This window comes from Azospirillum mesophilum (assembly GCF_053470405.2).
The window spans coordinates 41,325-65,185 of record NZ_JBPXMQ020000019.1; the positions used below are offsets into that span (position 1 = coordinate 41,325).

Below are 23,861 nucleotides of genomic sequence, written 5' to 3' on the forward strand. Positions count from 1 at the left end.
CCATGGCGCTCAGCCAACGACTCGATCTTCGCCAGACCCAGTCCCTCGTCATGACCCCCCAGCTGCAGCAGGCGATCAAGCTGCTGCAGCTGTCGAACATCGAACTGTCGGACTTCGTCGACCGCGAGATCGAGCAGAACCCGTTGCTGGAGCGCGACAGCGGTCCGGGGGATTCCGCAGGCGAGGCCGGCGGCGACGGTGGCGGGGACGCCGGCGCGTCCGATCATCTGACCGGCCCCGACATGGCCGCCTTCGACGAGGCTCCGCCGCCCGTCTCGGACGGGCGGACCCGCGACACTGTGGAGATGACCTCGTCGGAAACGCTGGGCTCCTCCTCCGAGGCCCCGCTCGACACCGATTTCGAGAACGTCTACTCGGACGACCGATTCTCCGATGGCGCGGACGGGTCGTCGGACGTCTACGGTTCCTGGCAGGAACGCGGCGGGCGCGGCGGGTTCGAGGACGACGAGGCGAACCTGGAAGCCACGCTGTCCGGCCAGAAGAGCCTGCGCGACCACCTGACCGAACAGCTCAAGATCGACCTGCCGGACCACGGCGACCAGCTGATCGGGCTGGCCCTGATCGACATGCTGGACGAGGCCGGCTGGCTGGTCGGGCTGGAGATGGAGGGGCTTGCCGTCCAGCTCGGCTGCGAGCCGGCGCGGGTGGAGAGGGTGCTGGCCGCCTGCCAGCGCTTCGACCCGCCGGGCATCTTCGCCCGCTCGCTGAAGGAATGCCTGGCGATCCAGCTGCGGGAGAAGAACCGGCTGGACCCGGCCATGGCCGCGCTGCTCGACAACCTGGAACTGCTGGCGGCGCGCAACCTGCCGGCCCTGATGAAGGTCTGCGGGGTGGATGCCGAGGACATCGCCGACATGGTGTCGGAGATCCGCAAGCTGAACCCCAAGCCGGCGCTGGCCTTCGACCACACGCCGGCCCAGCTGGTCACGCCCGACATCCTGATGCGCGCCAACCCCGGCGGCGGCTGGCTGATCGACCTGAACCCGGACACGTTGCCGCGGGTCCTGGTCAACCAGCGCTATTTCGCGCGCATCTCCGGCACGGCCCGCAACAAGGCCGACAAGGAATACATCACCGAGCGGTTCCAGTCGGCCAACTGGCTGGTGAAATCGCTGCACCAGCGCGCGACCACCATTCTGAAGGTCGCCGGCGAGATCATCCGGCAGCAGGATGCCTTCTTCATCCACGGCGTCTCGCACCTGAAGCCGCTGATCCTGCGCGACATCGCCGAGGCCATCGGCATGCACGAGAGCACGGTCAGCCGCGTCACCACCAACAAGTTCATGGCGACTCCGCGAGGCGTGTTCGAGCTGAAGTACTTCTTCACCTCCGCCATCCAGGGTGCGGACGGTCAGGCGGCCCACTCGGCCGAGGCGGTGCGCCACCGAATCAAGACCATGATCGACGCCGAAAAGCCCGAAGACGTGCTGTCGGACGACAAAATTGTCGAAATTCTCCGTGGCGAGGGGATCGACATTGCGCGCAGAACGGTGGCGAAGTATCGTGAAGCGATGCGCATACCATCATCGGTGCAGCGACGCCGTGCCAAGATGTCACGCATGTAGCCGGATGGGGGAAAGGCGGTCGTTCATTGACAGCCTAGGCCTTCGCCACTATGGTCCCGGTCCGCACGTGGCGGCCTACCGTCGTCTTCTGTCCATCGCGGACCAATTTGGAAACCTCCCAAAATGCAACTGACCGTCAAAGGCAAGCAGCTTGACGTTGGCGATGCCCTGCGCACCCACGTCGCGGATAGCCTGAATTCCGTCGTCGGCAAGTATTTCAACAAGCCCATCGAAGCCAACGTCGTTCTGACGCGCGACGCGCACCTGTTCAAGGCCGACATCCAGGTCCATGTCGGTCGCGGAATCGTGCTGCAGAGCGCTTCGGAGGCCACCGAGCCCTATCCGGCCTTCGACACCGCGTGCGAGAAGCTGTCCAAGCGCCTGCGCCGTTACAAGAGCCGCCTGCGCGACCATCACACCGGCGAGACCACCGTTGAGGCCGTGCCGGCCCGCTACCAGATCCTGGAAGCGGAGAAGGACGAGGCCCATGTCGAGGACGGGGCCGCGGCCGAAAAGGTCCAGCCGATGGTCATCGCCGAGATGGAGACCTCCATCGCGTCCCTGACGGTCAGCGAAGCGGTCATGCGCATGGAACTGGCCGACAGCCCGGCCCTGATGTTCCGCAACAGCGCCCACGGCCGTCTGAACCTGGTCTACCGCCGCGCCGATGGCAACATCGGTTGGGTCGACCCGGCGGAGAAGGCCGGCGCCTGATCCCGGGCTCCGTCTCAACAACATTCGACGCGTCATGCTCGATCTCATCACGCCGCACGCCATCCTCCCGAACCTCAAGGCCGGCAACAAAAAGCAGGCCCTGCAGGAGATGGCGCGCAAGGCGGCCGAGCTGACCGGCCAGCAGGAACGGGCGATCTTCGACGTCCTTCTGGAACGCGAGCGGCTGGGCACCACCGGCGTGGGTCATGGCATCGCCATCCCGCACGGCAAGCTGCCCAGCCTCGACCGCGTCCACGGCGTTTTCGCCCGGCTGGAGCGGCCCATCGACTTCGATGCGATCGATGAGCAACCGGTCGATTTGATTTTCCTGCTGTTGGCTCCGGATCATGCCGGTGCCGACCACCTGAAGGCGCTGGCCCGCGTGTCGCGTCTTCTGCGCGACCAGTCCATGTGCGAAAAGCTGCGCGGCTCCGATTCGGCCGACGCGATCTACGCGCTGCTGACCCAGCACGAAGCCAGCCACGCCGCGTAATGCGTTGCGGGAGGGTGCCGAGCCCTCCCGCAAGCTCCCTCCCAATGGTGCGGTGGCGGTCGCGGGCAAGCCGCGTTAATGTTTTTGCATGCCGCCTGTATTCCGCAAGCCGTGGATCTCCCCCGAAGAGTACCTCGCCGCCGAGCGTGTGGCCGAGGTGCCCCACGAGTATGTCGACGGCGAAGTCTTCGCCATGGTCGGGGCGAGCCGAAGGCACAACCAGATCGCCGGAACCATCTACACGGCGATGCGGCAAGTCGCCCGCCGTCGTGGATGTGAAGCCTTCATCGGTGATGTGAAGGTCCGCGTCGAGGCGGCGAACGCCTACTACTATCCCGACGTGGTCGCCACCTGCGCGCGGGGCGACGACGATCCCTATGTCGTGCACGCCCCCACGGTGATCGTGGAAGTGCTGTCCGACAGCACGGAAGCCATTGACCGGCGCGAGAAGCGCGCGAACTACCAGACGATTCCGTCCCTGCGGGAATTCGTCCTGGTCTCCCAGAACGAGCCGCTGGTCGAAATCTACCGCCGCCGTCCCGGCGGCTGGATGGCGGAGGTCGCGACGGAAGGCGAGGTCGTGCTGGAGTCCCTGGATGCCACGCTCAGCCTGGACGACCTGTACGCGTCCTGACCGGCTGTACGCGCGCGGCCTTGTAGCTTAGTAGGTTGGGTTGAGCGGATGCGAAACCCAACAGCGGCTGCATGGAGGCGAGTGTTGGGTTTCGGCTGCGCCTCAACCCAACCTACGAAACTCAACCTACGAAACGGCTCGCTCCGCCCAGCCCATGTAGTTCACGTCCAGGTCCCGCGCGTTCAGGCGGAATTCGTCGGACAGGGGGTTGTACGTCACGCCGGTCAGGTCCTTGATCGCCAGCCCATGCGCGCGTACGGCCGACGCCAGTTCGCTGGGGCGCAGGAACTGGCGCCAGTTGTGGGTGCCGCGCGGCATCCAGCGCAGGATGTACTCCGCCCCCACGATGGCCAGCGCGAAGGACTTCGGCGTGCGGTTCAGGGTTGCCAGGAACAGCACGCCGCCGGGGGCCAGAAGACCGGCGCAGGACTTCACGAACAGGTCCACGTCGGCGACATGCTCGATCACCTCCATCGCCAGCACCACGTCGAATCGCTCGCCGCTCGCGGCCAGGGCCTCGGCGGTGGTGGCGCGGTAGTCCACGGCGGTGCCGGTCTCGGCCGCGTGGGCGGAGGCGGTCTTCACGTTGCGCTCCGCCGCGTCGATGCCGACCACCGTGGCGCCCATGCGGGCGATGGGCTCCGACAGCAGGCCGCCGCCGCAGCCGATGTCCACCACGCGCAGCCCCTTCAGCGGATCCGGCGCCAGCGGGTCGCGGTCGAGCCGCCGGCACACCGTGTCGCGGATGTAGGTCAGGCGCAGCGGATTCAGCCGGTGGAGGGGCCGGAACTTGCCCCTGGGATCCCACCATTCCGCGGCGATGGCGGAAAAGCGGGCGATGTCCTCGGGGTCAACGGTGCCTGCGGTTCCGGCAGTCGCGGTCATGAAGGGAATCCCGTATGCTTGGTTTGCGGAAACAATTGCGGGGCGAACTTGCCTCGCTGTGAGCGACAGAGTATGGATACGCCGCCCCGCGCCGGCAACGGTAGAGCGGGGATCGCGGACGGCCGGATTTTTTCGGCGCAGATATGGTGTGAGGTATGGCGCGGATCGTCCTCAAGTTCGGTGGCACGTCGGTCGGCGACATCGACCGCATCAAGAACGTGGCACGCAAGGTCGAGCAGGAAGTGAAGGCGGGCCATCAGGTGGCCGTCGTCGTGTCGGCGATGTCCGGCGTGACCAACCAGCTCGTCAAATACTGCAACGAGATCGACAAGCTGCACGACGCGCGTGAATACGACGCGGTCGTGGCGTCGGGCGAGCAGGTGACCTCCGGTCTCCTCGCCATCGCGTTGCAGTCCATCGGCATCCCGGCGCGGTCGTGGGCCGGCTGGCAGATCCCGATCACCAGCGACGACACCCACGGCAAGGCGCGCATCGTGTCCATCGACACGGCCTCCCTGGAAAAGAGCATGGAGAGCGGCGAGGTCGCCGTGATCGCCGGCTTCCAGGGCGTGACCGTGGAGGGCCGCATCACCACGCTGGGCCGTGGCGGTTCCGACACCTCGGCGGTGGCGGTCGCGGCGGCGGTGAAGGCCGACCGTTGCGACATCTACACCGACGTGGACGGCGTCTACACGACCGACCCGCGCATCGTCACCAAAGCCCGCAAGCTCTCCAAGATCACCTATGAGGAGATGCTGGAGCTGGCCTCGCAGGGCGCGAAGGTCCTGCAGACCCGCTCGGTCGAGATGGCGATGAACCACCGCGTGCGCGTGCAGGTTCTGTCGAGCTTCGAGGAGGCCGCCGGCAGCGCGCTTCCCGGTACCCTGGTTGTGGACGAGGACGAGATCGTGGAAAAGGAAGTTGTGAGCGGCATCGCCTACAGCCGCGACGAGGCGAAGATCACCCTCATCGGCGTCGCCGACCGTCCGGGCGTGGCGGCCAACATCTTCGGCCCGCTGACCGACGCCGCCGTCAACGTGGACATGATCGTCCAGAACGTGTCCGAGGACGGCAAGTCCACCGACATGACCTTCACCGTCGGCAAGGCTGACCTCGCCCGCGCCGTGAAGGTGCTGGAGGATGCCCAGGCGGAGCTGAACTACAAGCGCATCGTCTCCGACGCCAACGTCGTGAAGGTGTCGGTGATCGGCGTCGGCATGCGCAGTCATGCCGGTGTCGCCCAGCGCATGTTCAAGGCCCTGGCCGACAAGGGCATCAACATCCAGGTTATCTCCACCTCCGAGATCAAGATTTCGGTCCTGATCGCCGAGGAGTACGCGGAGCTGGCGCTGCGCGCCCTGCACACCGCCTACGGCCTGGACGCGGCCTGAGCTTGACGGAAAGGGGAGAGCGGGCCATGACCGACGCCACCATCGACGCGGCGGCACGGGCGCGACTCGACCAACTGTGGGCGCGGGGGCGCGCCTTCCTCGGCACGCGCACCGCCATCATGGGCGGTGCGATGAGCTGGGTGTCGGAGCGCCACCTCGTGTCCGCCATTTCGAACGCTGGCGGTTTCGGCGTGCTGGCCTGCGGGTCGATGACGCCGGACCAGCTGGCGGACGAGATCGCGGGCACCAAGGCCCTGACGTCGCGGCCGTTCGGCGTCAACCTGATCAACATGCACCCCGACCTCGACCGGCTGATCGACGTCGGCCGGGAGCAGGCGGTGAGCCATGTGGTGATCGCCGGCGGCTTCCCGTCCGGCGCCACCCTCAAGCGCATCAAGGACGGCGGCGCCAAGGCCATGGCCTTCGCCCCGACGCTGGTCAGCGGCCGGCGCATGGTGAAGATGGGCGCCGACGCCCTGGTGATCGAGGGCACGGAGGCCGGCGGCCACATCGGCCCCGTCTCCACCACCGTTCTGGCGCAGGAAATCCTGCCCGACCTGCGCGAGGTCCCGGTCTTCGTGGCCGGCGGCATCGGCCGGGGCGAGGCCATCGTGGCCTATCTGGAATTGGGCGCTGCGGGTGTGCAGATCGGCACGCGCTTCGTCTGCGCCAGCGAATCCATCGCGCACCCGCGCTTCAAACAGGCCTTCATCAAGGCCTCGGCCCGCGACGCGCAGGCGTCGGTGCAGATCGACCCGCGCTTCCCGGTGATCCCCGTGCGGGCGCTGGCGAACGCCGGCTCCAAGCGCTTCATGGAATTGCAGCGCGCGGTGATCGCCAAGGTGGACCGGGGCGACATGACCCGCGACGAGGGCCTTCTGGAGATCGAGCATTTCTGGGCCGGCGCTCTCCGCCGCGCGGTGATCGAGGGCGACATCGAGGCCGGCTCCCTGATGGCCGGGCAGAGCGTCGGGTTGGTCACGAAGGAGCAGCCGGTGGCCGAGATCATCGCCGACCTGATCGCACAGGCCGAAGCCTCGCTGGACCGGCGCGCCAGCGCCGCGCCGGTCGCCATCACCCCGGACGCCATCATCCCGGATGTTGAGCGCCCGGCCGTTCTGGGAGCGGCGTGACATGAGCGACGCCGTCGGTGAAGCCCCCGCCCCCGGCTTCGACGGCACCGCTGCGCGCCGGCTGCTCGCGCGGCTGCGCGACGTCATGGCCGGGTCCGGGTCGGGGCAGGAACGTCTCGACAAGATCGTCACGCTGATCGCGGCGGAGATGGGAGCGGACGTCTGCTCCTGCTACGTCATGCGCGCGGGCGAGGTGCTGGAGCTGTTCTCCACCTTCGGTCTGAACCAGACCGCCGTGCACAACACGCGCCTGCGCGTCGGCGAAGGCATCGTCGGCGACATCGCCGGCCACGCCCGGCCCATCGCGCTGGACAACGCGCCCTCGCACCCCAGCTTCGCCTACCGCCCGGAAACGGGCGAGGATCCCTTCCTGTCGCTGGCCGGCGTGCCGATCCTGCGCGGCGGCAAGGTGCGCGGCGTCCTGGTCATCCAGCACAAGGACAGCCGCCGCTTCACGGAGGAGGAGGTCGAAACCCTCCAGACCATCGCCATGGTCGTCGCCGAACTGGTGGCCCAGGGCGAACTGGTCAACCCGCAGGAGGTCGCGACCACCGGCGACCCGGCGCTTCTGCCGGCGCGCCTGTCGGGCACGTCGCTGGCCGGCGGCCTGTCCATGGGTTTGGCCGTCATCCACCGCCCGCAGCTGACCATCCGCCAGATGGTGGCCGAGGACGTGGAGGCGGAGCTGGAGCGGCTGAACACCGCCATCGCCACCATGCACAGCGCCATCGACGACCTGCTGGCGGCGGCGGCCCTGGCGGGGCTGGGCGAGCCGCGGGACATCCTGGAAACCTACCGCATGTTCGCGGAGGACCGCGGCTGGCTCTCCCGCATCCGCGAGGCGGTCCGCATGGGCCTGACGGCGGAGGCCGCGGTGCAGCAGGTGCAGAACGACACCCGCGCCCGCATGAGCCACCTGACGGACCCCTACATCCGCGAACGGCTGCTCGACCTCGAAGACCTGACCAACCGGCTGCTCCAGCACCTCGCGGGGCGCAAGTCGGAGGCCGACGGCAGCACTCTGCCCGACGACATCGTGCTGATCGCGCGCTCCATGGGGCCGGCGGAGCTGCTGGACTACGACCAGCGCCGCCTGCGCGCCGTGGTGCTGGAGGAAGGCTCGCCGTCCAGCCACGTCTGCATCGTGGCGCGCGCGCTGAACATCCCCGTGGTCCAGGCCGGTGACGCGCTGAACCGGATCGAGGCGCTGGACCCCGTCATCGTCGACGGCGACCACGGGCAGGTCTTCGTGCGCCCGGCCGAAGACATCCAGATGGCCTTCGCCGAGAGCGTGGCGCTGCGCACCCGCAAGGAGCAGATGTACGCGGAAACCCGCGCGCTGCCCTCCGTGACGCGCGACGGCGTGCCGATCTCCATCCAGCTGAACTGTGGCCTGCTGATCGACCTGCCGCACCTGAAGGCCAGCGGGGCGGAGGGCATCGGGCTCTACCGCACTGAAATCCCCTTCATGGTGCGCTCCAGCTACCCGGACGTGGGCGCGCAGACCGACCTGTACGCCCGCATCCTGGACGAGGCCGGCGACAAGCCGGTGGTGTTCCGCACGCTGGACGTCGGCGGCGACAAGATGCTGCCCTACATCGCCTCGGGCGAGGAGGAGAACCCGGCGCTCGGCTGGCGGGCGATCCGCATCGGGCTCGACCACCCGTCGCTGCTGCGCCAGCAGCTCCGCTCGCTGCTGCGGGCGGCGGCCGGGCGGCCCCTGTCGGTGATGTTCCCGATGATCGCCGAGGTCGCCGAGTTCGACGCGGCCAAGCGCCTGCTCGACCTGGAGATGAGGCGCCTGGAGGCGCAAGGGGTGGAGCCGCCGAGCCGCCTGCGCGTGGGCACGATGATCGAGGTGCCGTCGCTGCTGTGGCAGCTGCCGGCCTTGCTGCCGCGCGTGGATTTCCTGTCGGTCGGCTCCAACGACCTGACGCAGTACATCTTCGCCAGCGACCGCGGCAACCCGCGCACCGCCACCCGCTACGACCCGCTGTCGCCGGCCATGCTGTGCCTGCTGCGCCGTCTGGTGGAGGCCAGCGGCGACGCGGGCGTGTCGCTCAGCATCTGCGGGGAGATGGCCGGACGGCCGCTCGACGCCATGGCGCTGATCGGGGTGGGCTTCCGCACGCTGTCGATGTCGCCGCCGTCGGTCGGCCCGGTGAAGACCATGCTGCGCTCGCTCGACGTGGCGGCGCTGCGCCAGTATATGGCCGGGCTCTACCAGAAGGGCGACCACAGCCTGCGCGATAAATTGCGCAGCTTCGCCAAGGACCACGGCGTCCTCATCTGAGGTGCTGCGGTCCGGCCCCGTCCACCCCTAAATCGTTGGCCCAAGCAGCGTTTTGTTACAGCGGCTTGGCCGAATGGCGTATACAACGACGCTGCATTGCGGTCATTCCCGGTTGCGCGGCCCCGAAGGCTGGCGTACCCATGCCGGGGTTCAACCGCTTGGTTTCCAGAGCGACGGTACGGCTGACATGATGGGCAAGCGCAAGGCTTTCGACACCCTCGATCCGGCGGCGAACGGGTCCATCCCGGCCGGCCCCAGCGTGTCCGACACCCTGCGCGAGACGCGCGAGAGCCTCGGCTACGACCTGCGCGAGGTGGCGACGATGCTGCGCATCCGCTACCCGTATCTGGTGGCGATCGAGACGGGCCGCTTCGACGAGCTTCCCGGCACCGCCTACGCGGCGGGCTTCCTGCGCTCCTACGCGGAATGCCTGGGCCTCGACCCCGAGGCGATCATCAACCGCTACAAGGAAGAGGCGGCGGGCAAGACCCGCGGCCAGCAGCTCTATTTCCCGACCCCGGTGCCGGAAGGCCGCATCCCCGGCGGCACGGTGCTGCTGGGCACCATGGTGCTGGCCGGCATCGTCTATGGCGGTTGGTACTATCTGTCGGCGACCGACCGGTCGATGGTCGATCTGGTCCCGACGCTGCCGGACCGGCTGGTGTCCCTGCTCGACACGCTGCCCTTCAACGGCTCCGCGCAGCCGACGCAGCCCGCGCCGGCCACCGGCAGCGCCGAGTCGACCACGCCGACCCCGGTCATCGTCCCCAACATGACGGCGGAAGCGCCCTCCGCGACGCCGCCTTCGGCCGGTGGCGCCTCGACGCCCGCTCCGGCCCCGGCAGCCATGGTTCCCGCCACGCCGGCCCCCGTCGCCGCTCCCGCGCCCGCCCCGACGGTGGCGCCGCCCGCCGCGCCGGTTGCCAGCGCTACGGCGCCCACTCCGGGCAAGCGACCCGCGGCAGCATCCGCGCCGCCGACTCCGCCCGCTCCGGCGCCTGCGGCCGCCGCCCCCGCCGCGCCGGCGCCCGCTGGCGTCGTCAGCGTTCCGCCCCCGCCGTCGGAGGACGAGGAGGGCGAGATCACGACCCAGGAGCCGACGCCGCTGTCGCCGGGCGCCTCCACCATCGCCGGCCTGCCGCCGGCCGCTCCGGCGGCGGCACCGCGCGCCCCGGCCGACACGGCGGGCCTGCCGACCAAGGTCTACGGCAGCCAGAACCCGACATCGCGCATCCAGCTCCGCGCCACGCAGGACAGCTGGATCCAGGTCCGCGACGGCAACGGCGAGATCATCTTCACGCGCGTGCTGAAGCCGGGCGATGTCTACCGCGTGCCCGACCGCGCCGGCATCCGCGTGCGCACCGGCAACGCCGGCGGCCTGACCGTCATCACCGACGGGGCGGAAGGGGCGCCGCTGGGCGCCGTCGGCCAGGTGCTGCGCGACGTGTCGCTGGACCAGCAGGCCGGGGCGCAGCGCACCGCTCCCGCCCGGTAAGGCCCCCGCGCCGCAAGTCCGGGGTGCCCCGAACGGGACGCGGGCTTGAATCCGCAGCGCCCGACCGCACTTCAGGCCTGACGCCGGCTGCGCTATAACGGCGCAGCCGTTCCGTTTTTCCGACTCCGATGCCCCGAGGCCGAAGCCCATGAGCAGCGTGCGCGCCTACCGCCAGATCCTCCGCCGCAAGTCCCGCCAGATCCGCGTGGGCAACGTGCTCGTCGGCGGCGACGCGCCGATCTCGGTGCAGACCATGACCAACACCCCCACCGCCGACGTCAAGGCGACGGTGGAGCAGATCCAGTCGGCGGAGCGGGTCGGGGCCGACATCGTGCGCGTGTCCTGCCCCGACCAGGAATCGGCGCTGGCGCTGAAGGACATCGTGCGGCAGGTCAAGGTGCCGATCGTCGCCGACATCCATTTCCACTACAAGCGCGCCATCGAGGCGGCGCAGAGCGGGGCCGCCTGCCTGCGCATCAACCCTGGCAACATCGGGTCGGCCGAGCGCGTGCGCGAGGTGGTGAAGGCGGCGAAGGACCACGGCTGCTCCATGCGCATCGGCGTGAACGCCGGCTCCCTGGAGCACGATTTGCTGGAAAAATACGGGGAGCCCTGCCCGGAAGCCCTGGTCGAAAGCGCGCTGAACCACGCCAAGATCCTGGAAGACCACGATTTCACCGAGTTCAAGATCTCGGTGAAGGCGTCCGACGTTTTCCTGGCCGTCGCCGCCTACCAGGGGCTGGCGGAAGCCTGCGACTACCCCCTGCACATCGGCATCACGGAGGCCGGCGGCCTGCGCGCCGGGACGGTCAAGTCGTCCATCGGGCTGGGCATGCTGCTGTGGTCGGGCATCGGCGACACGCTGCGCGTCTCCCTCTCGGCGGAGCCGGCGGAGGAGGTGCAGGTCGGCTACGAGATGCTGAAGTCGCTGGGCCTGCGCCGGCGCGGCGTCACCGTCATCTCCTGCCCCAGCTGCGCGCGGCAGAACTTCAACGTCATCAAGACGGTGGAGACGCTGGAGGCGCGGCTTTCCCACATCACAACGCCGCTGACGCTGTCGGTGATCGGCTGCGTCGTCAACGGCCCCGGCGAGGCGCGGGAAACCGACATCGGCCTGACCGGCGGCGGCAACAACACGCACCAGGTCTACCTGTCCGGCATGACCGACCACCGTCTGAAGGACCAGGACATCGTCGAGCATCTGGTCGGGCTGGTCGAGAAGAAGGCCGCCGAGATCGAAGCCGCGAAGGCCGCCGAGGACGCTCCGGCGGCCGGATAACGGGATCGACGCGGAATTCACGGATCGGGACACGGATTTCACGGATCCATTTTAAGGGGTCAAGGTCCGTGCCATCCGTGCTTATATTCGTGAAATCCGTGTCAATGTTGTGCGCCGCCCTGCGGCCTGGGCCAGATTCCGCGTGACTTCCTCCTACCTCGTCATCGGCGCCAGCCACCGGACCTGTTCGGGCGCGATCCGCGACCGTCTGACGACGGAAGAGGCGGAAGTGCCCATGATGCTGGAACGGCTGCGCGCCGCCGGCCTTTCGCAGGCCGTGTGGCTCAGCACCTGCGACCGGGTGGAGGTGCAGGCGGTCCACCCGCGCCCGAACGAGGCGGCGCTGGCCATCGCCGAACTGATGGCGGAGCGGGTCGGCCTGTCGGAACCGGACCTCGCCGGGGACCTCTACACCCTGACCGGGCCGGACGCGGTGCGGCACCTGTTCGCCGTCGCCTGCTCGCTCGACAGCCAGATCGTGGGCGAGCCGCACATCCTGGGCCAGCTCAAGGCCGCGCATCGCCACGCCGCCAGCGCCGGGATGACCGGGCCGGCGCTGGAAAGCGTGTTCCAGGCCGCCTACGCCGCCGCCAAGCGCGTGCGCCGGGAAACGCCCATTGCGGAGGGGGCCACGTCGCTGGTCGCCGCCGCGGTCCAGGTGGCGCGCGACCTGCACGGCGATTTGCGGCGCTGCTCCGGCATGCTGATGGGGCTGGGCGACATGGGCGCGCTGGTGCTGGAGGGCCTGCGGGAGGCCGGGCTGGGCCGCCTGACCGTGGCGGCACCGGTGGACCGGCGGGCCGAATCGGCGGCGCGGAGGATGGACAGCCACTTCGTCCCCTGGGCGGATCTCGATTCCGCGCTGGCCGGTGCGGATATCGTGGTGACCGCGGCGGGTCTGGGGCGCTATATCCTCTCACGCCCGGCGTTGGAGGCGGCGTTGAAGCGCCGCCGCCGGCGCCCGGTGTTCGTGGTGGACGCGGCCATCCCGGCCGACGTGGACCCCGACGCCGCCAAGCTGGACGAGGCCTTCGTCTACGACCTTGCCGACCTGGAGCGCGTGGCGCTGCAGGGGCGGGTGGGGCGCGAGGCGGCGACCCAGGCCGCCTGGACCATTGTGGACGAGGCTGTGGCGGCCTTCGCCCGCCACCGTGCCGAACGCGCCGCCGTGCCCGCCGTGGCGGCGCTGCGGTCGCACTTCGAGGCGGAGCGGCGGCGCCTGCTGGACGAGCATCGCGGGCTGGACGCGGCAGCGGCGACGCGGCTGCTGGTCAACCGGCTGCTGCACGGGCCGTCGGAGGCGCTGCGGGCCATGGCGGCGGACGGTGGTGCCGACTCCGGGGGGGCGGGGCTGGCCGAGCGGGCGGCGGCGGAACGGTTGCTGTTCCGGCTGTTCCGGCTGGCGGACGATGATTTGAACGAGGACGAGCGACGTGAGCCTGGACGAGAAGTTCAATAAGGTCGTGGCCCGCCATGACGAGCTGCGGGACGCCATGGCGGCGGGCACGGTGGACGCCGCCGACTTCGCCCGGCTGTCGAAGGAATACGCCGACCTCACCCCCATCGCCGAGGCGATCGCGGAGCTGAAGAAGGCCAAGGCCGAGGCCGCCGACCTCGCCGCCATGGTCGCCGACCCCGGCGGCGACGCGGAGATGAAGGCGCTGGCCGAGGAAGAGTTCGCCGACCTGACCCGCCGCATCCCCGACCTGGAACGCCGCGTGCAGATCGCGCTGCTGCCCAAGGACGAGGCGGACGAGAAGAACGCCATCCTGGAGGTGCGCGCCGGCACCGGCGGCGACGAGGCCGCGCTGTTCGCCGCCGAGCTGTTCGAGATGTACCGCCGCTACGCCGGCCTGCACGGCTGGCGGTTCGAAACGATGGAAATCAGCGAGACCGGCATCGGCGGCTACAAGGAAGCCATCGCCAGCATCACCGGCCGCAACGTCTTCGCCCGGCTGAAGTTCGAATCGGGCGTGCATCGCGTGCAGCGCGTCCCGGCGACCGAGACCCAGGGGCGCATCCACACCTCCGCCGCCACCGTGGCCGTCCTGCCCGAGGCGGAGGAGGTGGACATCCACATCGACGAGAAGGACCTGCGCATCGACGTGTTCCGCTCCAGCGGCCCCGGCGGCCAGTCGGTGAACACGACGGACAGCGCGGTGCGCATCACCCACCTGCCAACCGGCCTCGTGGTCAGCCAGCAGGATGAAAAGAGCCAGCACAAGAACAAGGCCAAGGCCCTGAAGGTGCTGCGCGCCCGCCTGTACGAGCGCGAGCGCGCGGAAAAGGACAAGGCCCGCGCCGCCGACCGCAAGAACCAGGTGGGCTCCGGCGACCGGTCGGAACGCATCCGCACCTACAACTTCCCCCAGGGCCGCGTGACCGACCACCGCATCAACCTGACGCTCTACAAGATCGACAAGGTGATGGCCGGCGAGGCGCTGGACGAACTGATCGAAGCCCTGATCGCCGAAGACGAGGCGGCACGGCTGTCGGAGTTGCAGTAGTCTCGCCTGCGGGTGCCTCAAGCCCCCTCTCCCGCCAAAGGCGGGGGAGGGTTGGGGAGGGGGCCAAGCGCTTCGCGAATCATGAGCGCCACTCCCTCCGGGTTGCCCAGCACGTCATTGTTCCAGAACCGCAGGATCCGCCAGCCGTGCAGCCGCAAATGCCTGTCCCGCGCCGTGTCGTAGGCGGAGTCCGCATGCTGGCCGCCGCCGGCTTCGACGACCAGCATCGCCTCGACACAGGCGAAGTCGGCAATGTAGGGAGGAATGGGGTGCTGGCGGCGAAAGTACCATCCGTTGATCTGGCGGCGCCGGACGATGGACCACAGCTTGCGTTCGGCGTCGGTCGGCTCGCGGCGCATGGATCGCGCCTTCGTTCGAGTCTTTTCCTGGATACGGGGCATCGGCGGCGACCTCCTGCCCCCTCCCTAACCCTCCCCCGCTTTGCGGTGGAGGGGACTAAGCGTCGCATGGGCCATTCTCCCTCTCCCGCCGAAGGCGGGGGAGGGTCGGGGAGGGGGCAGTGACGCAGACTTTGAAACATCTCCGCCGCCTTGCCGAGTCCCGCCTCCGCGGGGCCGGCATCGACACGCCCGAGCTTGACGCGCGGCTGCTGGTGGAGCACGCGCTGGACCTCACCCGCGGCGACCTCTTCACCAAGGCCAACGAGCCCGTCGCCGAGGCCGACGCCGCGCGCGTCATGGCGCTGGTGGAGCGCCGCGCGGCGCATGAGCCGGTGGGGCGCATCCTCGGCCATCGGGAGTTTTGGACGCTCAACCTCGCGCTCAATTCGGACACGCTGGAACCCCGGCCGGACACCGAGACGGTGGTGGAGGCGGTGCTGAAGGCCGTTCCCGACCCGGCCGCGCCGCTGCGGCTGCTGGATCTCGGCACCGGGACGGGATGCATCCTGCTGGCGCTGCTGGCGGAGCTGCCGAACGCCACCGGCCTTGGCGTGGACCTCAGCCCCAACGCGGTTGCGGCGGCCACCGCCAACGCCGTCCGCAACGGGTTGAACGGCCGCGCGCGATTCCAGGCGGGGAACTGGGGCGAGGGCCTGGACGAGGCGTTCGATGTCGTCGTTTCCAACCCGCCCTACATTCCCAGCGCCGACATCGCCACCCTGGCGCCGGAGGTGCGGGAGCATGATCCCCGGCGCGCGCTGGATGGCGGCGCGGACGGGCTGGACGCCTACCGGGCGATCGCCGCGCAACTTCCCGGCCTGCTGAAGCCGGGGGGCGTCACGGCGCTGGAGGTGGGGCAAGGGCAGGCGCAGGATGTGGCCGGGCTGCTGGCGGACGCCGGGCTGGCGGTCGACGGGATTTTCCGCGACCTGGGGGGCATCGACCGGTGCGTGATGGGGCGGCGGTCGCCCTCCGGGGGCAGCTGAATCCGGCTATCCCCCAAAAAAAAGGTTGGATTGCACCGCCGTCCCCTTTAGGGTGCAGGGTACGACGACAACCGTGGGAGACGACAATCCCAGGGTTGCTCCCAGGGCCAACGGAAACTTCGCGCAGTTGGGTGAAAGTCCGTGTGGCCAGCCGGTTTTTTTTAGGCGGGCACGTCGTTTGCTCCCTGCGACCCATCCGTGGAACTTTCCGCGGCGGGCCCGGAGGCCGGGAAGGCCACCGGGACATTCCGGGGATTGCGCTTCTCTTGCATGGGGCCTTAACAGCCAAATGAGACAAGGACCGAACTCCAGGCGCTCGCGCGGTCGTGGCAACGGCGGCGGCGGTGGTGGCGGAGGTGGCGGCGGCGGGGGCGGCGGCAATCGCCGGCAGAACGTCCCCCTGCGTCATCAGACGTTCGACAGCAATGGCCCGGACGTGCGCATTCGCGGCAACGCGTGGCAGGTCCATGAAAAGTACCAGGCGCTGGCGCGCGACGCGGCCTCGTCGGGGGACCGCATCCAGGCGGAAAACTACCTGCAGCACGCGGAGCATTATTTCCGCATCATCAACCAGATCCAGGAATCCGAGAACCGCCAGCGCGGCGGTGGCAACGGCCAGGGTCCGCAGCCGTCCATCGGCGCTCCGGTCGAGGAGGATGAGGTTGGTGGCGAGATCGGCGACGAATCCGACGGCGCGGACGAGCGTGCTTCCCTGAACGCCTGATTCGGGCGCCCGGCCGGTTCTGAGCCCGGCCTATTCGGACCCGGCCTATTCGGACAGCGTGACCGGGTCGCCCACCGCGACCCGGCCGCTTCCCACCACGCGGGCATACACGCCGCACTGCGTGTGGTCGTAGCCGCGCTCCAGAATCGGGAGCGTGTTGAGGTCGCGCGCGCCCGTCGCGGGGTTCACCTCGCTGGACGGGCGGCAGTCCTTGTGGTCGCAGACGCGCAGCGTGGCCCCGCCGATGGTGACCAAGGCGCCGATCCACTGGCGCTCCACCCACGGTTCCAGCCCGTCGATGATCAGGTTGGCGCGGAACCGGCGCGGATCGACCGGCTGCTTGGCGACCCGTTCCTCCAGATCCCGCACGCTGGCGAGGTTGAGGATGGAGATCGCCGCTTCTTCCCGGTCGGTGAAGGCGAAGCCTTTGGCCTCCGCCAGCTTCGGCAGGCCGGGAGCGGCGCCGGCCAGATAGGCGGCGAAGAACTGCTCGATCAGCATGCGGCCCATCGGCTGGTCCAGCCGGCCGCGCGACACCTGCTTTCCGCCGCGCCGGACGATCAGCGACTGGGTCGCCTCGTCGAACTCGGTGTCGAGCAGGGCCAGCTTCTCGTTGCGGTCGAGCGTGAAGAAATCCTCGTTGGGCCGCCAGCCCTCGAAATCCGAATCCAGCGCTGCCGGCCCGTGCAGGATCCCGAAGCGCCGGTCAAAGGGAAGCGGTTGCCCGGTGACGAGGTCAACGGCGGGCAGGTCTTGGCCGCTCAGCCCCTTGACGGGATAGCGGCGGATGGCGGCGACGGTCGCGGTCATTGCGATGCACAATGGTGTGACCGGTTCGATTCTGTCAACCGTCGCAAATGAATTCCGTCACCGCTCGTCCCTTAATCGCCGTCCCTCACCAGCGCTCCGCGAGGGGGCTTCGGCCGAGAAATTCGGAAAGCCGCCGGTGCGTCGCCGGGGAGATGTCCTCCGGCAGGCGGTCGAGCGGGAAGAAGCGCGCCTCCAGGATCTCCACCCCGTCCGCCGTGGGCGTGCCCGACCAGGCGCGCGCCACGAACACGGCCACATGGTCGCTCGCCCCATGGCGGAAGCGGGCGTAGACACCCAGCGGCTGCGGGTCGCTCTCCACCGTCAGCCCGACCTCCTCGCGCACCTCGCGGCGCATGGCCTCGACCAGCGTCTCGCCTTTTCCGACTCCGCCGCCCGGAAAATGCCAGCCGCCGACATAGCTGTGCCGAATCAGCAGAACGGCCCCGCCCTTCTCGTCCAGCCCACCTTTCTCATCCAAAATGATCGCCCGCACCCCCATGGTCAGCGGGCGCGTGATCCGGTGCCAGGCGTTGCGCGCGTGCCAGGCGAGGCGGAGGGCGGAGGACATCAGGGCAAGCGGCAAGGCGGGGCGGCGGGTCGTGGTGGCGATGGCCGTCATGACGATGGGTCTGCGTTGTGGGGCGGAGGGCGGAAGGGGCGAAACCCTAGCCCCATCCGGCCTTCGTGCGATAGACACGCTTTCGGCGCGGGGGTCCCCGAAGGGCTGGAATCGGCGGGATCGCCGCACCAATAACCCCGTGTTCGGGGTGGTCTTGTTTCGGCAAGGCGCTCACCCACATCTACGGCAACACCGAGCATCCTCACGGGATCGCACAGTATACGTGGATCGGACTGACCGGGCTGCCCAGCGGACGGTCGGCAAGATGAAGGAGCACATCATGGACTTCGAAAAATACACCGAGCGCAGCCGGGGCTTCGTGCAGGCGGCGCAGACCCTGGCCTTGCGGCGGGGTCACCAGCGGCTCACGCCGGAACATCTGCTGAAGACCCTTCTGGACGACAAGGAAGGGCTGGCGGCCAACCTGATCCGGGCGGCCGGCGGCGATCCCGCCCTGGCGCTGTCGGGCGTGGACGCCGAACTGGACAAGCAGCCGAAGGTGGAAGGCAGCGGGGCCGGGCAGGTGTACCTGTCGCCGGAACTGTCCCGCGTGTTCGAGCAGGCGGAGAAGATCGCGGAGAAGGCGGGCGACAGCTACGTCACCGCCGAACGCATCCTGCTGGCGCTCGCCATGGCCGACGGCACGCCGTCCGCCACCGTGCTGAAGCGCGCCGGCGTCAACCCGCAATCGCTGAACGCCGCCATCAACGAGATCCGCAAGGGCCGCACCGCCGACACCGCCAGCGCCGAGCAGGGCTACGACGCGCTGAAGAAATACGCCCGCGACCTGACCGAATCGGCGCGGGAGGGCAAGCTCGACCCCGTCATCGGCCGCGACGAGGAAATCCGCCGCACCATCCAGGTGCTGGCCCGCCGCACCAAGAACAACCCGGTGCTGATCGGCGAACCCGGCGTCGGCAAGACCGCCATCGTCGAGGGACTGGCCCAGCGCATCGTCAAGGGCGACGTGCCGGAGGGGCTGAAGAACAAGAAGCTGCTGGCGCTCGACCTCGCGGGCATGGTGGCCGGCGCCAAGTACCGCGGCGAGTTCGAGGAGCGGCTGAAGGCCGTGCTCCAGGAAATCCAGGCGGCGGCCGGCGAGATCATCGTCTTCATCGACGAGCTGCACACGCTGGTCGGGGCCGGCAAGGCGGACGGCGCCATGGACGCCTCCAACATGCTGAAGCCCGCGCTGGCGCGCGGCGAGCTGCACTGCGTCGGCGCCACCACGCTGGACGAGTACCGCAAGCACATCGAGAAGGACGCGGCGCTGGCCCGCCGCTTCCAGCCGGTCTTCGTGCCGGAGCCGACGGTGGAGGACACCATCTCCATCCTGCGCGGCCTGAAGGAACGGTACGAGGTGCACCACGGCGTGCGCATCACCGACAGCGCCATCGTGTCGGCGGCGACGCTGTCCAACCGCTACATCACCGACCGCTTCCTGCCCGACAAGGCCATCGACCTGATCGACGAGGCGGCCAGCCGCCTGCGTATGGCCGTGGACAGCAAGCCGGAGAACATCGACGAGCTGGACCGCCGCATCATCCAGCTGAAGATCGAGCGCGAGGCGCTGAAGCGCGAATCGGACGAGGCGTCGCGCACCCGGCTCGCCAACCTGGAGCAGGAGCTGGCCGACCTGGAGCAGGAATCGGCCGAGCTGACCGCCAAGTGGCAGGCGGAGAAAGACCAGCTCCAGGGCGCCCAAAAGCTGAAGGAGGATCTGGAGAAGGCCCGCACCGAACTGGAGCAGGCCCAGCGCGAGGGCAACTGGACCCGCGCCGGCGAACTGGCCTACGGCGTCATCCCGGAGCTTGAGAAGAAGCTCAAGGCGGCGGAGGAGCATGCGGCCAACCGCATGCTGAACGAGGAGGTGCGCGACACCGACATCGCCTCGGTCGTCAGCCGCTGGACCGGCGTGCCGGTGGACAAGATGCTGGCCGGCGAGCGGGAAAAGCTGTTGGCGATGGAAACCCGCTTGAAGACCCGCGTGGTCGGCCAGGACGAGGCCATCGTGGCGGTGTCCAACGCCATCCGCCGGGCGCGCGCCGGGCTGCAGGATCCGCACCGGCCCATCGGCTCCTTCTTGTTCCTCGGCCCCACCGGCGTGGGCAAGACGGAGCTGACCAAGGCGCTGGCCGAGTTCCTGTTCGACGACGAGACCGCCATGGTCCGGCTCGACATGTCGGAATACATGGAGAAGCACTCCGTCGCCCGCATGATCGGCGCGCCTCCGGGCTATGTCGGCTATGAGGAAGGCGGCGCGCTGACCGAGGCGGTGCGGCGCCGGCCCTATCAAGTCGTGCTGTTCGACGAGGTGGAAAAGGCGCACCCGGACGTCTTCAACGTGCTGCTCCAGGTGCTCGATGACGGGCGCCTGACGGACGGGCAGGGGCGGACGGTGGACTTCCGCAACGTGGTCATCATCATGACCTCGAACCTCGGCTCCGAAATCCTGGCCGCCCAGCCGGAGGGGCAGGACAGCGGCGCGGTGCGCGACGAGGTGATGGAGGTGGTGCGGGCGCACTTCCGGCCGGAATTCCTGAACCGGCTGGACGAGATCCTGCTGTTCCACCGCCTGAACCGCAGCCACATGGGCGGGATCGTCAAGATCCAGCTCGGCCGGCTGGTCCGGATGCTCGCCGACCGCGACATCACGCTGGAGGTGGACGACGCCGCGACCGAATGGCTGGCCGAGGCCGGCTACGACCCGGTCTACGGCGCCCGCCCGCTGAAGCGCGTGATCCAGCGGGAGCTGCAGAACCCGCTCGCCACCATGATCCTGGAAGGCCGTGTCAAGGACGGCCAGACGGTGACGGTGGGGGCCGAAGGCGGCGAGCTGACCATCGACGGCACGCCCGTGTCCGCCCAGGTCCGCAGCGTGGCCACGCAGCCCGTCACGACGGTGCATTGATCGGGAAAGGGGCGAGGGGCTTCCGGGTCCCTCGCCCCGCCCGCCGTCAGCCTTCCTGAAGGAACTCGACCTCGACGAACACGATGTCGGAGCTTCCGTTGTTGATGACGTTGTGGCTGACCCCGGCCTTGCGGAAGTAGGAACGGCCGGGCTCCAGCGGGAACTGGCGCTCGCTGCCGTCCGGATCCACGATGGTGAAGGCCCCGGGCGTGATCGGCACGATCACATAGTCGTAACCGTGGACGTGGGCGCCGGTCTCGGCGCCGGGAATCAAACGCCATTCGGTCACTCGGGTGCGCTCGTTCTCGACGTGCGAGACCGATGTGGCCTGCGGACGGGTCGTCATCACAACTTCCTTTGTGTTTCCAAGTGAATGGTTCGTATTGAACGGTTCGTAGGTTGTGTTGAGCGCAGGCGAAACACAACAGGTTCGACACGGGAGGCGTGTTGGGTTTCGGCTTCGCCTCAGCCCAACCTACGACAACAACGTTGCTTACCCGACCAGCCCGATCCGGTTCAGGCGCAGGGCCTTCAGCCAGCCGGACGGCGTGTCCAGCCGGGCGTTGAAGTCCAGCGAAAAATGGCGCAGGTCGGCGCGGCCGATCAGGTTCTCCGCCGGCACGAAGCCCACACCGCCAAGCTCCGCCGCGACGCGGCTGTCCAGCGAGTTGCTGCGGTTGTCGCCCATCATGAAGTAATGCCCCTCCGGCACGCGGAAGGCTGGCGTGTTGTCCATCGCGCTCAGCAAGCCGTCGTGCAGGATGTGGTGGCGCACGCCGTTGGGCAGGGTTTCCATGTATTGCGGAATGCGCCGGGTGCCCTGGGCGGTGCTTTGCTCGAAATCGGCGATCCGCTCCAGCGCGACCGGGGCGCCGTTGATGTGGAGCAGCCCGCCGATCACCTGGACCGTGTCGCCGGGCAGGCCGATCAGGCGCTTCACATAGGTCTGATCCGGATCCCGCGGCAGGCGGAAGACCACGATGTCGCCGCGTTCGGCCGGATGGCCCAGCACGCGCCCGTCGATCAGCGGCGCGTCGGCCGGCAGGGAGTAGCGGCTGTAGCCGTAGGGGAACTTGCTGGCGAACAGGAAATCGCCGACGAGCAGGGTCGGCTCCATCGACGGCGTCGGGACGTGGAAGGGCTCGGCCACCGCCGTGCGGACGCCGAAGGCCACGAGCACGGCCAGGACGGCGGTCTTCAGGGTGTCAATCCAGGTTGAATTCGGGGACATCCGTCCGCTCCGCTGCCGGAAATGGACGGACATCCTAGCAACAGGGCCGGGCACGCGGCCAGCGGCATTCCGACGCAAAGCCGCGGTTGCGGCGCCTACACGACGAACTCGCGCGCGACGGCGGCGAAGTGGCAGGACGCGGCCACGACGACCAGCGCGTGCCAGACCGGGACGTGGTAGGGCAGGTGCTCCATCGTGTGGATCACGGCGCCCACCGTGTAGACGATGCCCCCGACCGCCAGCAGGACCAGGGTCGCGGGAGCGAGCGACCGCCACAGCGGCTCGGCCACGGACAGGATGGCCCAGCCCAGCGCCAGATAGAGGGCGAGGCCCAGCCGCTCGAACCGCCAGGGGCGGACCAGCTTCATCGCCGCTCCGGCCAGGGCCACCGTCCAGACGGCGATGCCCAGCGTAATGCCGGCTGTGCCCTGCAACCGGTTGAGGGTGAAGGGGGTGTAGCTGCCGGCGATCATCACGAAGATCATCGCGTGATCGATGCGCCGCAACACCGCCTTGCGCGGTCCCGGCCGGGTCAGGTGGTAGGCGGCCGACGCGGTCAGCATGCCGACGAGGCCAACGCCGTAGGCGACCAGCGACAGCATTTCGGTGGCGGACACGCGCCCGGCCGTGGCCGTCAGCAGCCACGCCGCGCCGACGAGGCCGGACGCCACGCCCAGCGCGTGGATCAGCGTGTCCGCCACGCGCTCGCCGGTTGTGAAGACGGGGAATTGGTGGGGGCTCATGCAATCCAGCGTGCCGGAAAGGCATGTAGAAGGACATTGCCCCCACCGGCTTGCGGCGGGCCGCGAAGGCGCTAACTCTTCAGGTAGACCCGGTTGACGTAGGGGTCGTAGCGCCCGCCGGGATTCGGCAGCACGGGCTCCAGCGGGCCGAATCGGTTGCGCAGCAGCGTGTATTCGGTCACCACGATCAGCCGGTCGGTCTGCGTCGGCTGAAGGGCCTTGTGCATCCCGACATTGTCGGCCAGGAAGCAGTCGCCCGCCCGCCCGGTGAGGGCGATGGGGGCGTCCTTGCCGTAGGTTGCCTCCACCTCCTCGTCGGTGTAGTTGCGCCGCTCCACCAGATCCTTGCCGTGCTGGGATCCCGGAACGTAGATGTGCGGCCCGCCGCCGATGTCCGTGTCCGTCAGGTACAGGAACATCTTGAAGTGGCGGACCTGGTTGTAGTCGCGGTGGTAGTTCTGCGTGCTGATGCGCGGGTTCGGGCGGGCCAGCGACCACCAGACCGACATGCCGTCGATGGTCGGCTTGCAGCCGTGGAACGCCTCCGCCACCTCCAGCACCAGCGGGTGGTTGATGGTGTCCAGCAGATGGGGAGCCGCGAGGAACTGCTCCTCCACATAGCGGGCCATCTGGATCTCGGGCGCCGGCACCTTGTCGATGGTGAAGGAGCCGTGTTGGCGATGCCCGCCGTCGAAGCAGGGCTGCGATTCGAAATAGCGCCGCATTTCCGCCACCTGCTCGTCCGTCATCAGGCGGAAGGCGTCGGTGTAGCCGCGGGTTTCCAGTTGGTCCTTCAGCTCCAGCGCGCGTTTCGATGGCCGGAAATACGGCGTGCGCGGCCGGAACGGCGCGACCAGCGACGCGGCGCGCTTGCGCCGGGGTTCGATCTCCAGCTTCGGGATCTGGTGCCAGATCACGTCGTCGATCCACCGGGCCTTGTTGTTGAACGGCGTTTTCACGGGTGCAATCCTCTCGCCCGCAGCTCCAAAAGATTTCGGTACGAAGTATTACGACAAAAGTTGAGGC

At 68.9% G+C, this 23,861-nt stretch carries 22 protein-coding genes; 14 read left to right on the forward strand and 8 right to left on the reverse strand.

The features are described from left to right. Positions 1–2 precede the first annotated feature (2 nt). From rpoN to ACSVC7_RS18860, 4 genes are all read left to right on the forward strand, one after another. On the forward strand, positions 3–1,586 hold the full coding sequence (gene rpoN / locus ACSVC7_RS18845; protein ID WP_448206028.1) for an RNA polymerase factor sigma-54: 1,584 nt from the start codon (positions 3–5) through the stop codon (positions 1,584–1,586). A gap of 123 nt (positions 1,587–1,709) precedes the next feature. After that, a complete protein-coding gene (gene hpf / locus ACSVC7_RS18850) occupies positions 1,710–2,300 on the forward strand; it encodes a ribosome hibernation-promoting factor, HPF/YfiA family (protein ID WP_448206029.1) in 591 nt (196 codons plus the stop codon). A 34-nt stretch (positions 2,301–2,334) separates the two neighbouring features. Further along, positions 2,335–2,793: a PTS IIA-like nitrogen regulatory protein PtsN gene (ptsN, locus tag ACSVC7_RS18855; protein ID WP_448206030.1), complete on the forward strand. Its 459-nt coding sequence runs from the start codon at positions 2,335–2,337 to the stop codon at positions 2,791–2,793. Between the two features lie 88 nt (positions 2,794–2,881). Continuing rightward, positions 2,882–3,427 carry a Uma2 family endonuclease gene (locus ACSVC7_RS18860; RefSeq protein WP_448206031.1) on the forward strand — a complete coding sequence of 182 codons (546 nt, stop codon included), beginning with the start codon at positions 2,882–2,884 and terminating at the stop codon, positions 3,425–3,427. 126 nt (positions 3,428–3,553) lie between these two features. On the opposite strand, the gene ubiG is transcribed toward ACSVC7_RS18860, so the two are convergent. Next, on the reverse strand, positions 3,554–4,312 hold the full coding sequence (gene ubiG, locus ACSVC7_RS18865; protein ID WP_448206032.1) for a bifunctional 2-polyprenyl-6-hydroxyphenol methylase/3-demethylubiquinol 3-O-methyltransferase UbiG: 759 nt from the start codon (positions 4,310–4,312) through the stop codon (positions 3,554–3,556). Between the two features lie 155 nt (positions 4,313–4,467). Between ubiG and ACSVC7_RS18870 the strand changes: the two genes are divergently transcribed. The 7 genes from ACSVC7_RS18870 to prfA all read left to right on the forward strand — a co-directional run bounded on the left by ACSVC7_RS18870 (position 4,468) and on the right by prfA (position 14,410). Beyond that, entirely contained in the window at positions 4,468–5,703 is a 1,236-nt protein-coding gene (locus ACSVC7_RS18870) for an aspartate kinase (RefSeq protein ID WP_448206033.1), read from the forward strand. Positions 5,704–5,729: 26 nt separating this feature from the next. After that, positions 5,730–6,836 (forward strand): NAD(P)H-dependent flavin oxidoreductase, encoded by a 1,107-nt coding sequence (locus ACSVC7_RS18875; protein ID WP_448206034.1) that lies wholly within the window; start codon positions 5,730–5,732, stop codon positions 6,834–6,836. A 1-nt stretch (position 6,837) separates the two neighbouring features. Beyond that, entirely contained in the window at positions 6,838–9,129 is a 2,292-nt protein-coding gene (gene ptsP, locus ACSVC7_RS18880; RefSeq protein WP_448206035.1) for a phosphoenolpyruvate--protein phosphotransferase, read from the forward strand. A gap of 187 nt (positions 9,130–9,316) precedes the next feature. After that, complete coding sequence (locus ACSVC7_RS18885; protein ID WP_448206036.1) at positions 9,317–10,624, forward strand: helix-turn-helix domain-containing protein; 1,308 nt, start codon at positions 9,317–9,319, stop codon at positions 10,622–10,624. A gap of 148 nt (positions 10,625–10,772) precedes the next feature. Beyond that, positions 10,773–11,903: a flavodoxin-dependent (E)-4-hydroxy-3-methylbut-2-enyl-diphosphate synthase gene (gene ispG, locus ACSVC7_RS18890; protein ID WP_448206037.1), complete on the forward strand. Its 1,131-nt coding sequence runs from the start codon at positions 10,773–10,775 to the stop codon at positions 11,901–11,903. A gap of 142 nt (positions 11,904–12,045) precedes the next feature. After that, positions 12,046–13,362, forward strand: a complete 1,317-nt coding sequence (gene hemA, locus ACSVC7_RS18895; RefSeq protein ID WP_448206038.1) for a glutamyl-tRNA reductase — start codon at positions 12,046–12,048, stop codon at positions 13,360–13,362. Next, complete coding sequence (gene prfA, locus ACSVC7_RS18900) at positions 13,337–14,410, forward strand: peptide chain release factor 1 (protein WP_448206039.1); 1,074 nt, start codon at positions 13,337–13,339, stop codon at positions 14,408–14,410. Before hemA ends, prfA begins: the two co-directional genes overlap by 26 nt. A 17-nt stretch (positions 14,411–14,427) precedes the next feature. Here prfA and ACSVC7_RS18905 read toward each other — a convergent pair whose 3' ends face one another. Continuing rightward, positions 14,428–14,811 carry an endonuclease domain-containing protein gene (locus ACSVC7_RS18905; protein ID WP_448206040.1) on the reverse strand — a complete coding sequence of 128 codons (384 nt, stop codon included), beginning with the start codon at positions 14,809–14,811 and terminating at the stop codon, positions 14,428–14,430. A gap of 119 nt (positions 14,812–14,930) precedes the next feature. On the opposite strand from ACSVC7_RS18905, the gene prmC reads away from it, so the two are divergent. Both prmC and ACSVC7_RS18915 read left to right on the forward strand, forming a co-directional pair. Then, on the forward strand, positions 14,931–15,797 hold the full coding sequence (gene prmC, locus ACSVC7_RS18910) for a peptide chain release factor N(5)-glutamine methyltransferase (protein ID WP_448206041.1): 867 nt from the start codon (positions 14,931–14,933) through the stop codon (positions 15,795–15,797). A 289-nt stretch (positions 15,798–16,086) separates the two neighbouring features. Continuing rightward, a complete protein-coding gene (locus ACSVC7_RS18915) occupies positions 16,087–16,521 on the forward strand; it encodes a DUF4167 domain-containing protein (RefSeq protein ID WP_448206042.1) in 435 nt (144 codons plus the stop codon). Positions 16,522–16,566: 45 nt separating this feature from the next. Here the strand turns inward: ACSVC7_RS18915 and ACSVC7_RS18920 are convergent, their stop codons facing one another. Together ACSVC7_RS18920 and ACSVC7_RS18925 are read right to left on the reverse strand one after the other, a co-directional pair. Then, positions 16,567–17,331 carry an MOSC domain-containing protein gene (locus ACSVC7_RS18920; RefSeq protein ID WP_448206043.1) on the reverse strand — a complete coding sequence of 255 codons (765 nt, stop codon included), beginning with the start codon at positions 17,329–17,331 and terminating at the stop codon, positions 16,567–16,569. Between the two features lie 85 nt (positions 17,332–17,416). Beyond that, a complete protein-coding gene (locus ACSVC7_RS18925; protein ID WP_448206044.1) occupies positions 17,417–17,950 on the reverse strand; it encodes an NUDIX domain-containing protein in 534 nt (177 codons plus the stop codon). A 280-nt stretch (positions 17,951–18,230) separates the two neighbouring features. Here ACSVC7_RS18925 and clpB point away from each other — a divergent pair, with 280 nt between their 5' ends. Then, a complete protein-coding gene (clpB, locus tag ACSVC7_RS18930) occupies positions 18,231–20,861 on the forward strand; it encodes an ATP-dependent chaperone ClpB (protein WP_448206045.1) in 2,631 nt (876 codons plus the stop codon). Between the two features lie 46 nt (positions 20,862–20,907). On the opposite strand, the gene ACSVC7_RS18935 is transcribed toward clpB, so the two are convergent. The 4 genes from ACSVC7_RS18935 to ACSVC7_RS18950 all read right to left on the reverse strand — a co-directional run bounded on the left by ACSVC7_RS18935 (position 20,908) and on the right by ACSVC7_RS18950 (position 23,794). Then, positions 20,908–21,207 carry a cupin domain-containing protein gene (locus tag ACSVC7_RS18935; protein WP_448206046.1) on the reverse strand — a complete coding sequence of 100 codons (300 nt, stop codon included), beginning with the start codon at positions 21,205–21,207 and terminating at the stop codon, positions 20,908–20,910. 147 nt (positions 21,208–21,354) lie between these two features. Further along, complete coding sequence (gene lepB / locus ACSVC7_RS18940; protein WP_448206047.1) at positions 21,355–22,092, reverse strand: signal peptidase I; 738 nt, start codon at positions 22,090–22,092, stop codon at positions 21,355–21,357. A gap of 95 nt (positions 22,093–22,187) precedes the next feature. Continuing rightward, on the reverse strand, positions 22,188–22,835 hold the full coding sequence (trhA, locus tag ACSVC7_RS18945; RefSeq protein ID WP_448206048.1) for a PAQR family membrane homeostasis protein TrhA: 648 nt from the start codon (positions 22,833–22,835) through the stop codon (positions 22,188–22,190). A gap of 71 nt (positions 22,836–22,906) precedes the next feature. Beyond that, complete coding sequence (locus ACSVC7_RS18950) at positions 22,907–23,794, reverse strand: phytanoyl-CoA dioxygenase family protein (protein ID WP_448206049.1); 888 nt, start codon at positions 23,792–23,794, stop codon at positions 22,907–22,909. Positions 23,795–23,861: the final 67 nt, after the last annotated feature.

What these genes read in the sequence shown, in the direction of transcription:
- hpf (WP_448206029.1), top strand. Translation starts at nt 1,710, where the DNA reads ATGCAACTGACCGTCAAAGGCAAGCAGCTTGACGTTGGCGATGCCCTG.
- ACSVC7_RS18885 (WP_448206036.1), top strand. Translation starts at nt 9,317, where the DNA reads ATGATGGGCAAGCGCAAGGCTTTCGACACCCTCGATCCGGCGGCGAAC.
- trhA (WP_448206048.1), bottom strand. Translation starts at nt 22,835, where the DNA reads ATGAGCCCCCACCAATTCCCCGTCTTCACAACCGGCGAGCGCGTGGCG.
- ACSVC7_RS18925 (WP_448206044.1), bottom strand. Translation starts at nt 17,950, where the DNA reads ATGACGGCCATCGCCACCACGACCCGCCGCCCCGCCTTGCCGCTTGCC.
- ubiG (WP_448206032.1), bottom strand. Translation starts at nt 4,312, where the DNA reads ATGACCGCGACTGCCGGAACCGCAGGCACCGTTGACCCCGAGGACATC.
- rpoN (WP_448206028.1), top strand. Translation starts at nt 3, where the DNA reads ATGGCGCTCAGCCAACGACTCGATCTTCGCCAGACCCAGTCCCTCGTC.
- ptsP (WP_448206035.1), top strand. Translation starts at nt 6,838, where the DNA reads ATGAGCGACGCCGTCGGTGAAGCCCCCGCCCCCGGCTTCGACGGCACC.
- ACSVC7_RS18920 (WP_448206043.1), bottom strand. Translation starts at nt 17,331, where the DNA reads ATGACCGCGACCGTCGCCGCCATCCGCCGCTATCCCGTCAAGGGGCTG.
- ACSVC7_RS18915 (WP_448206042.1), top strand. Translation starts at nt 16,087, where the DNA reads ATGAGACAAGGACCGAACTCCAGGCGCTCGCGCGGTCGTGGCAACGGC.
- ptsN (WP_448206030.1), top strand. Translation starts at nt 2,335, where the DNA reads ATGCTCGATCTCATCACGCCGCACGCCATCCTCCCGAACCTCAAGGCC.
- lepB (WP_448206047.1), bottom strand. Translation starts at nt 22,092, where the DNA reads ATGTCCCCGAATTCAACCTGGATTGACACCCTGAAGACCGCCGTCCTG.
- clpB (WP_448206045.1), top strand. Translation starts at nt 18,231, where the DNA reads ATGGACTTCGAAAAATACACCGAGCGCAGCCGGGGCTTCGTGCAGGCG.
- ACSVC7_RS18905 (WP_448206040.1), bottom strand. Translation starts at nt 14,811, where the DNA reads ATGCCCCGTATCCAGGAAAAGACTCGAACGAAGGCGCGATCCATGCGC.
- ACSVC7_RS18860 (WP_448206031.1), top strand. Translation starts at nt 2,882, where the DNA reads ATGCCGCCTGTATTCCGCAAGCCGTGGATCTCCCCCGAAGAGTACCTC.
- ispG (WP_448206037.1), top strand. Translation starts at nt 10,773, where the DNA reads ATGAGCAGCGTGCGCGCCTACCGCCAGATCCTCCGCCGCAAGTCCCGC.
- ACSVC7_RS18870 (WP_448206033.1), top strand. Translation starts at nt 4,468, where the DNA reads ATGGCGCGGATCGTCCTCAAGTTCGGTGGCACGTCGGTCGGCGACATC.
- ACSVC7_RS18935 (WP_448206046.1), bottom strand. Translation starts at nt 21,207, where the DNA reads ATGACGACCCGTCCGCAGGCCACATCGGTCTCGCACGTCGAGAACGAG.
- ACSVC7_RS18875 (WP_448206034.1), top strand. Translation starts at nt 5,730, where the DNA reads ATGACCGACGCCACCATCGACGCGGCGGCACGGGCGCGACTCGACCAA.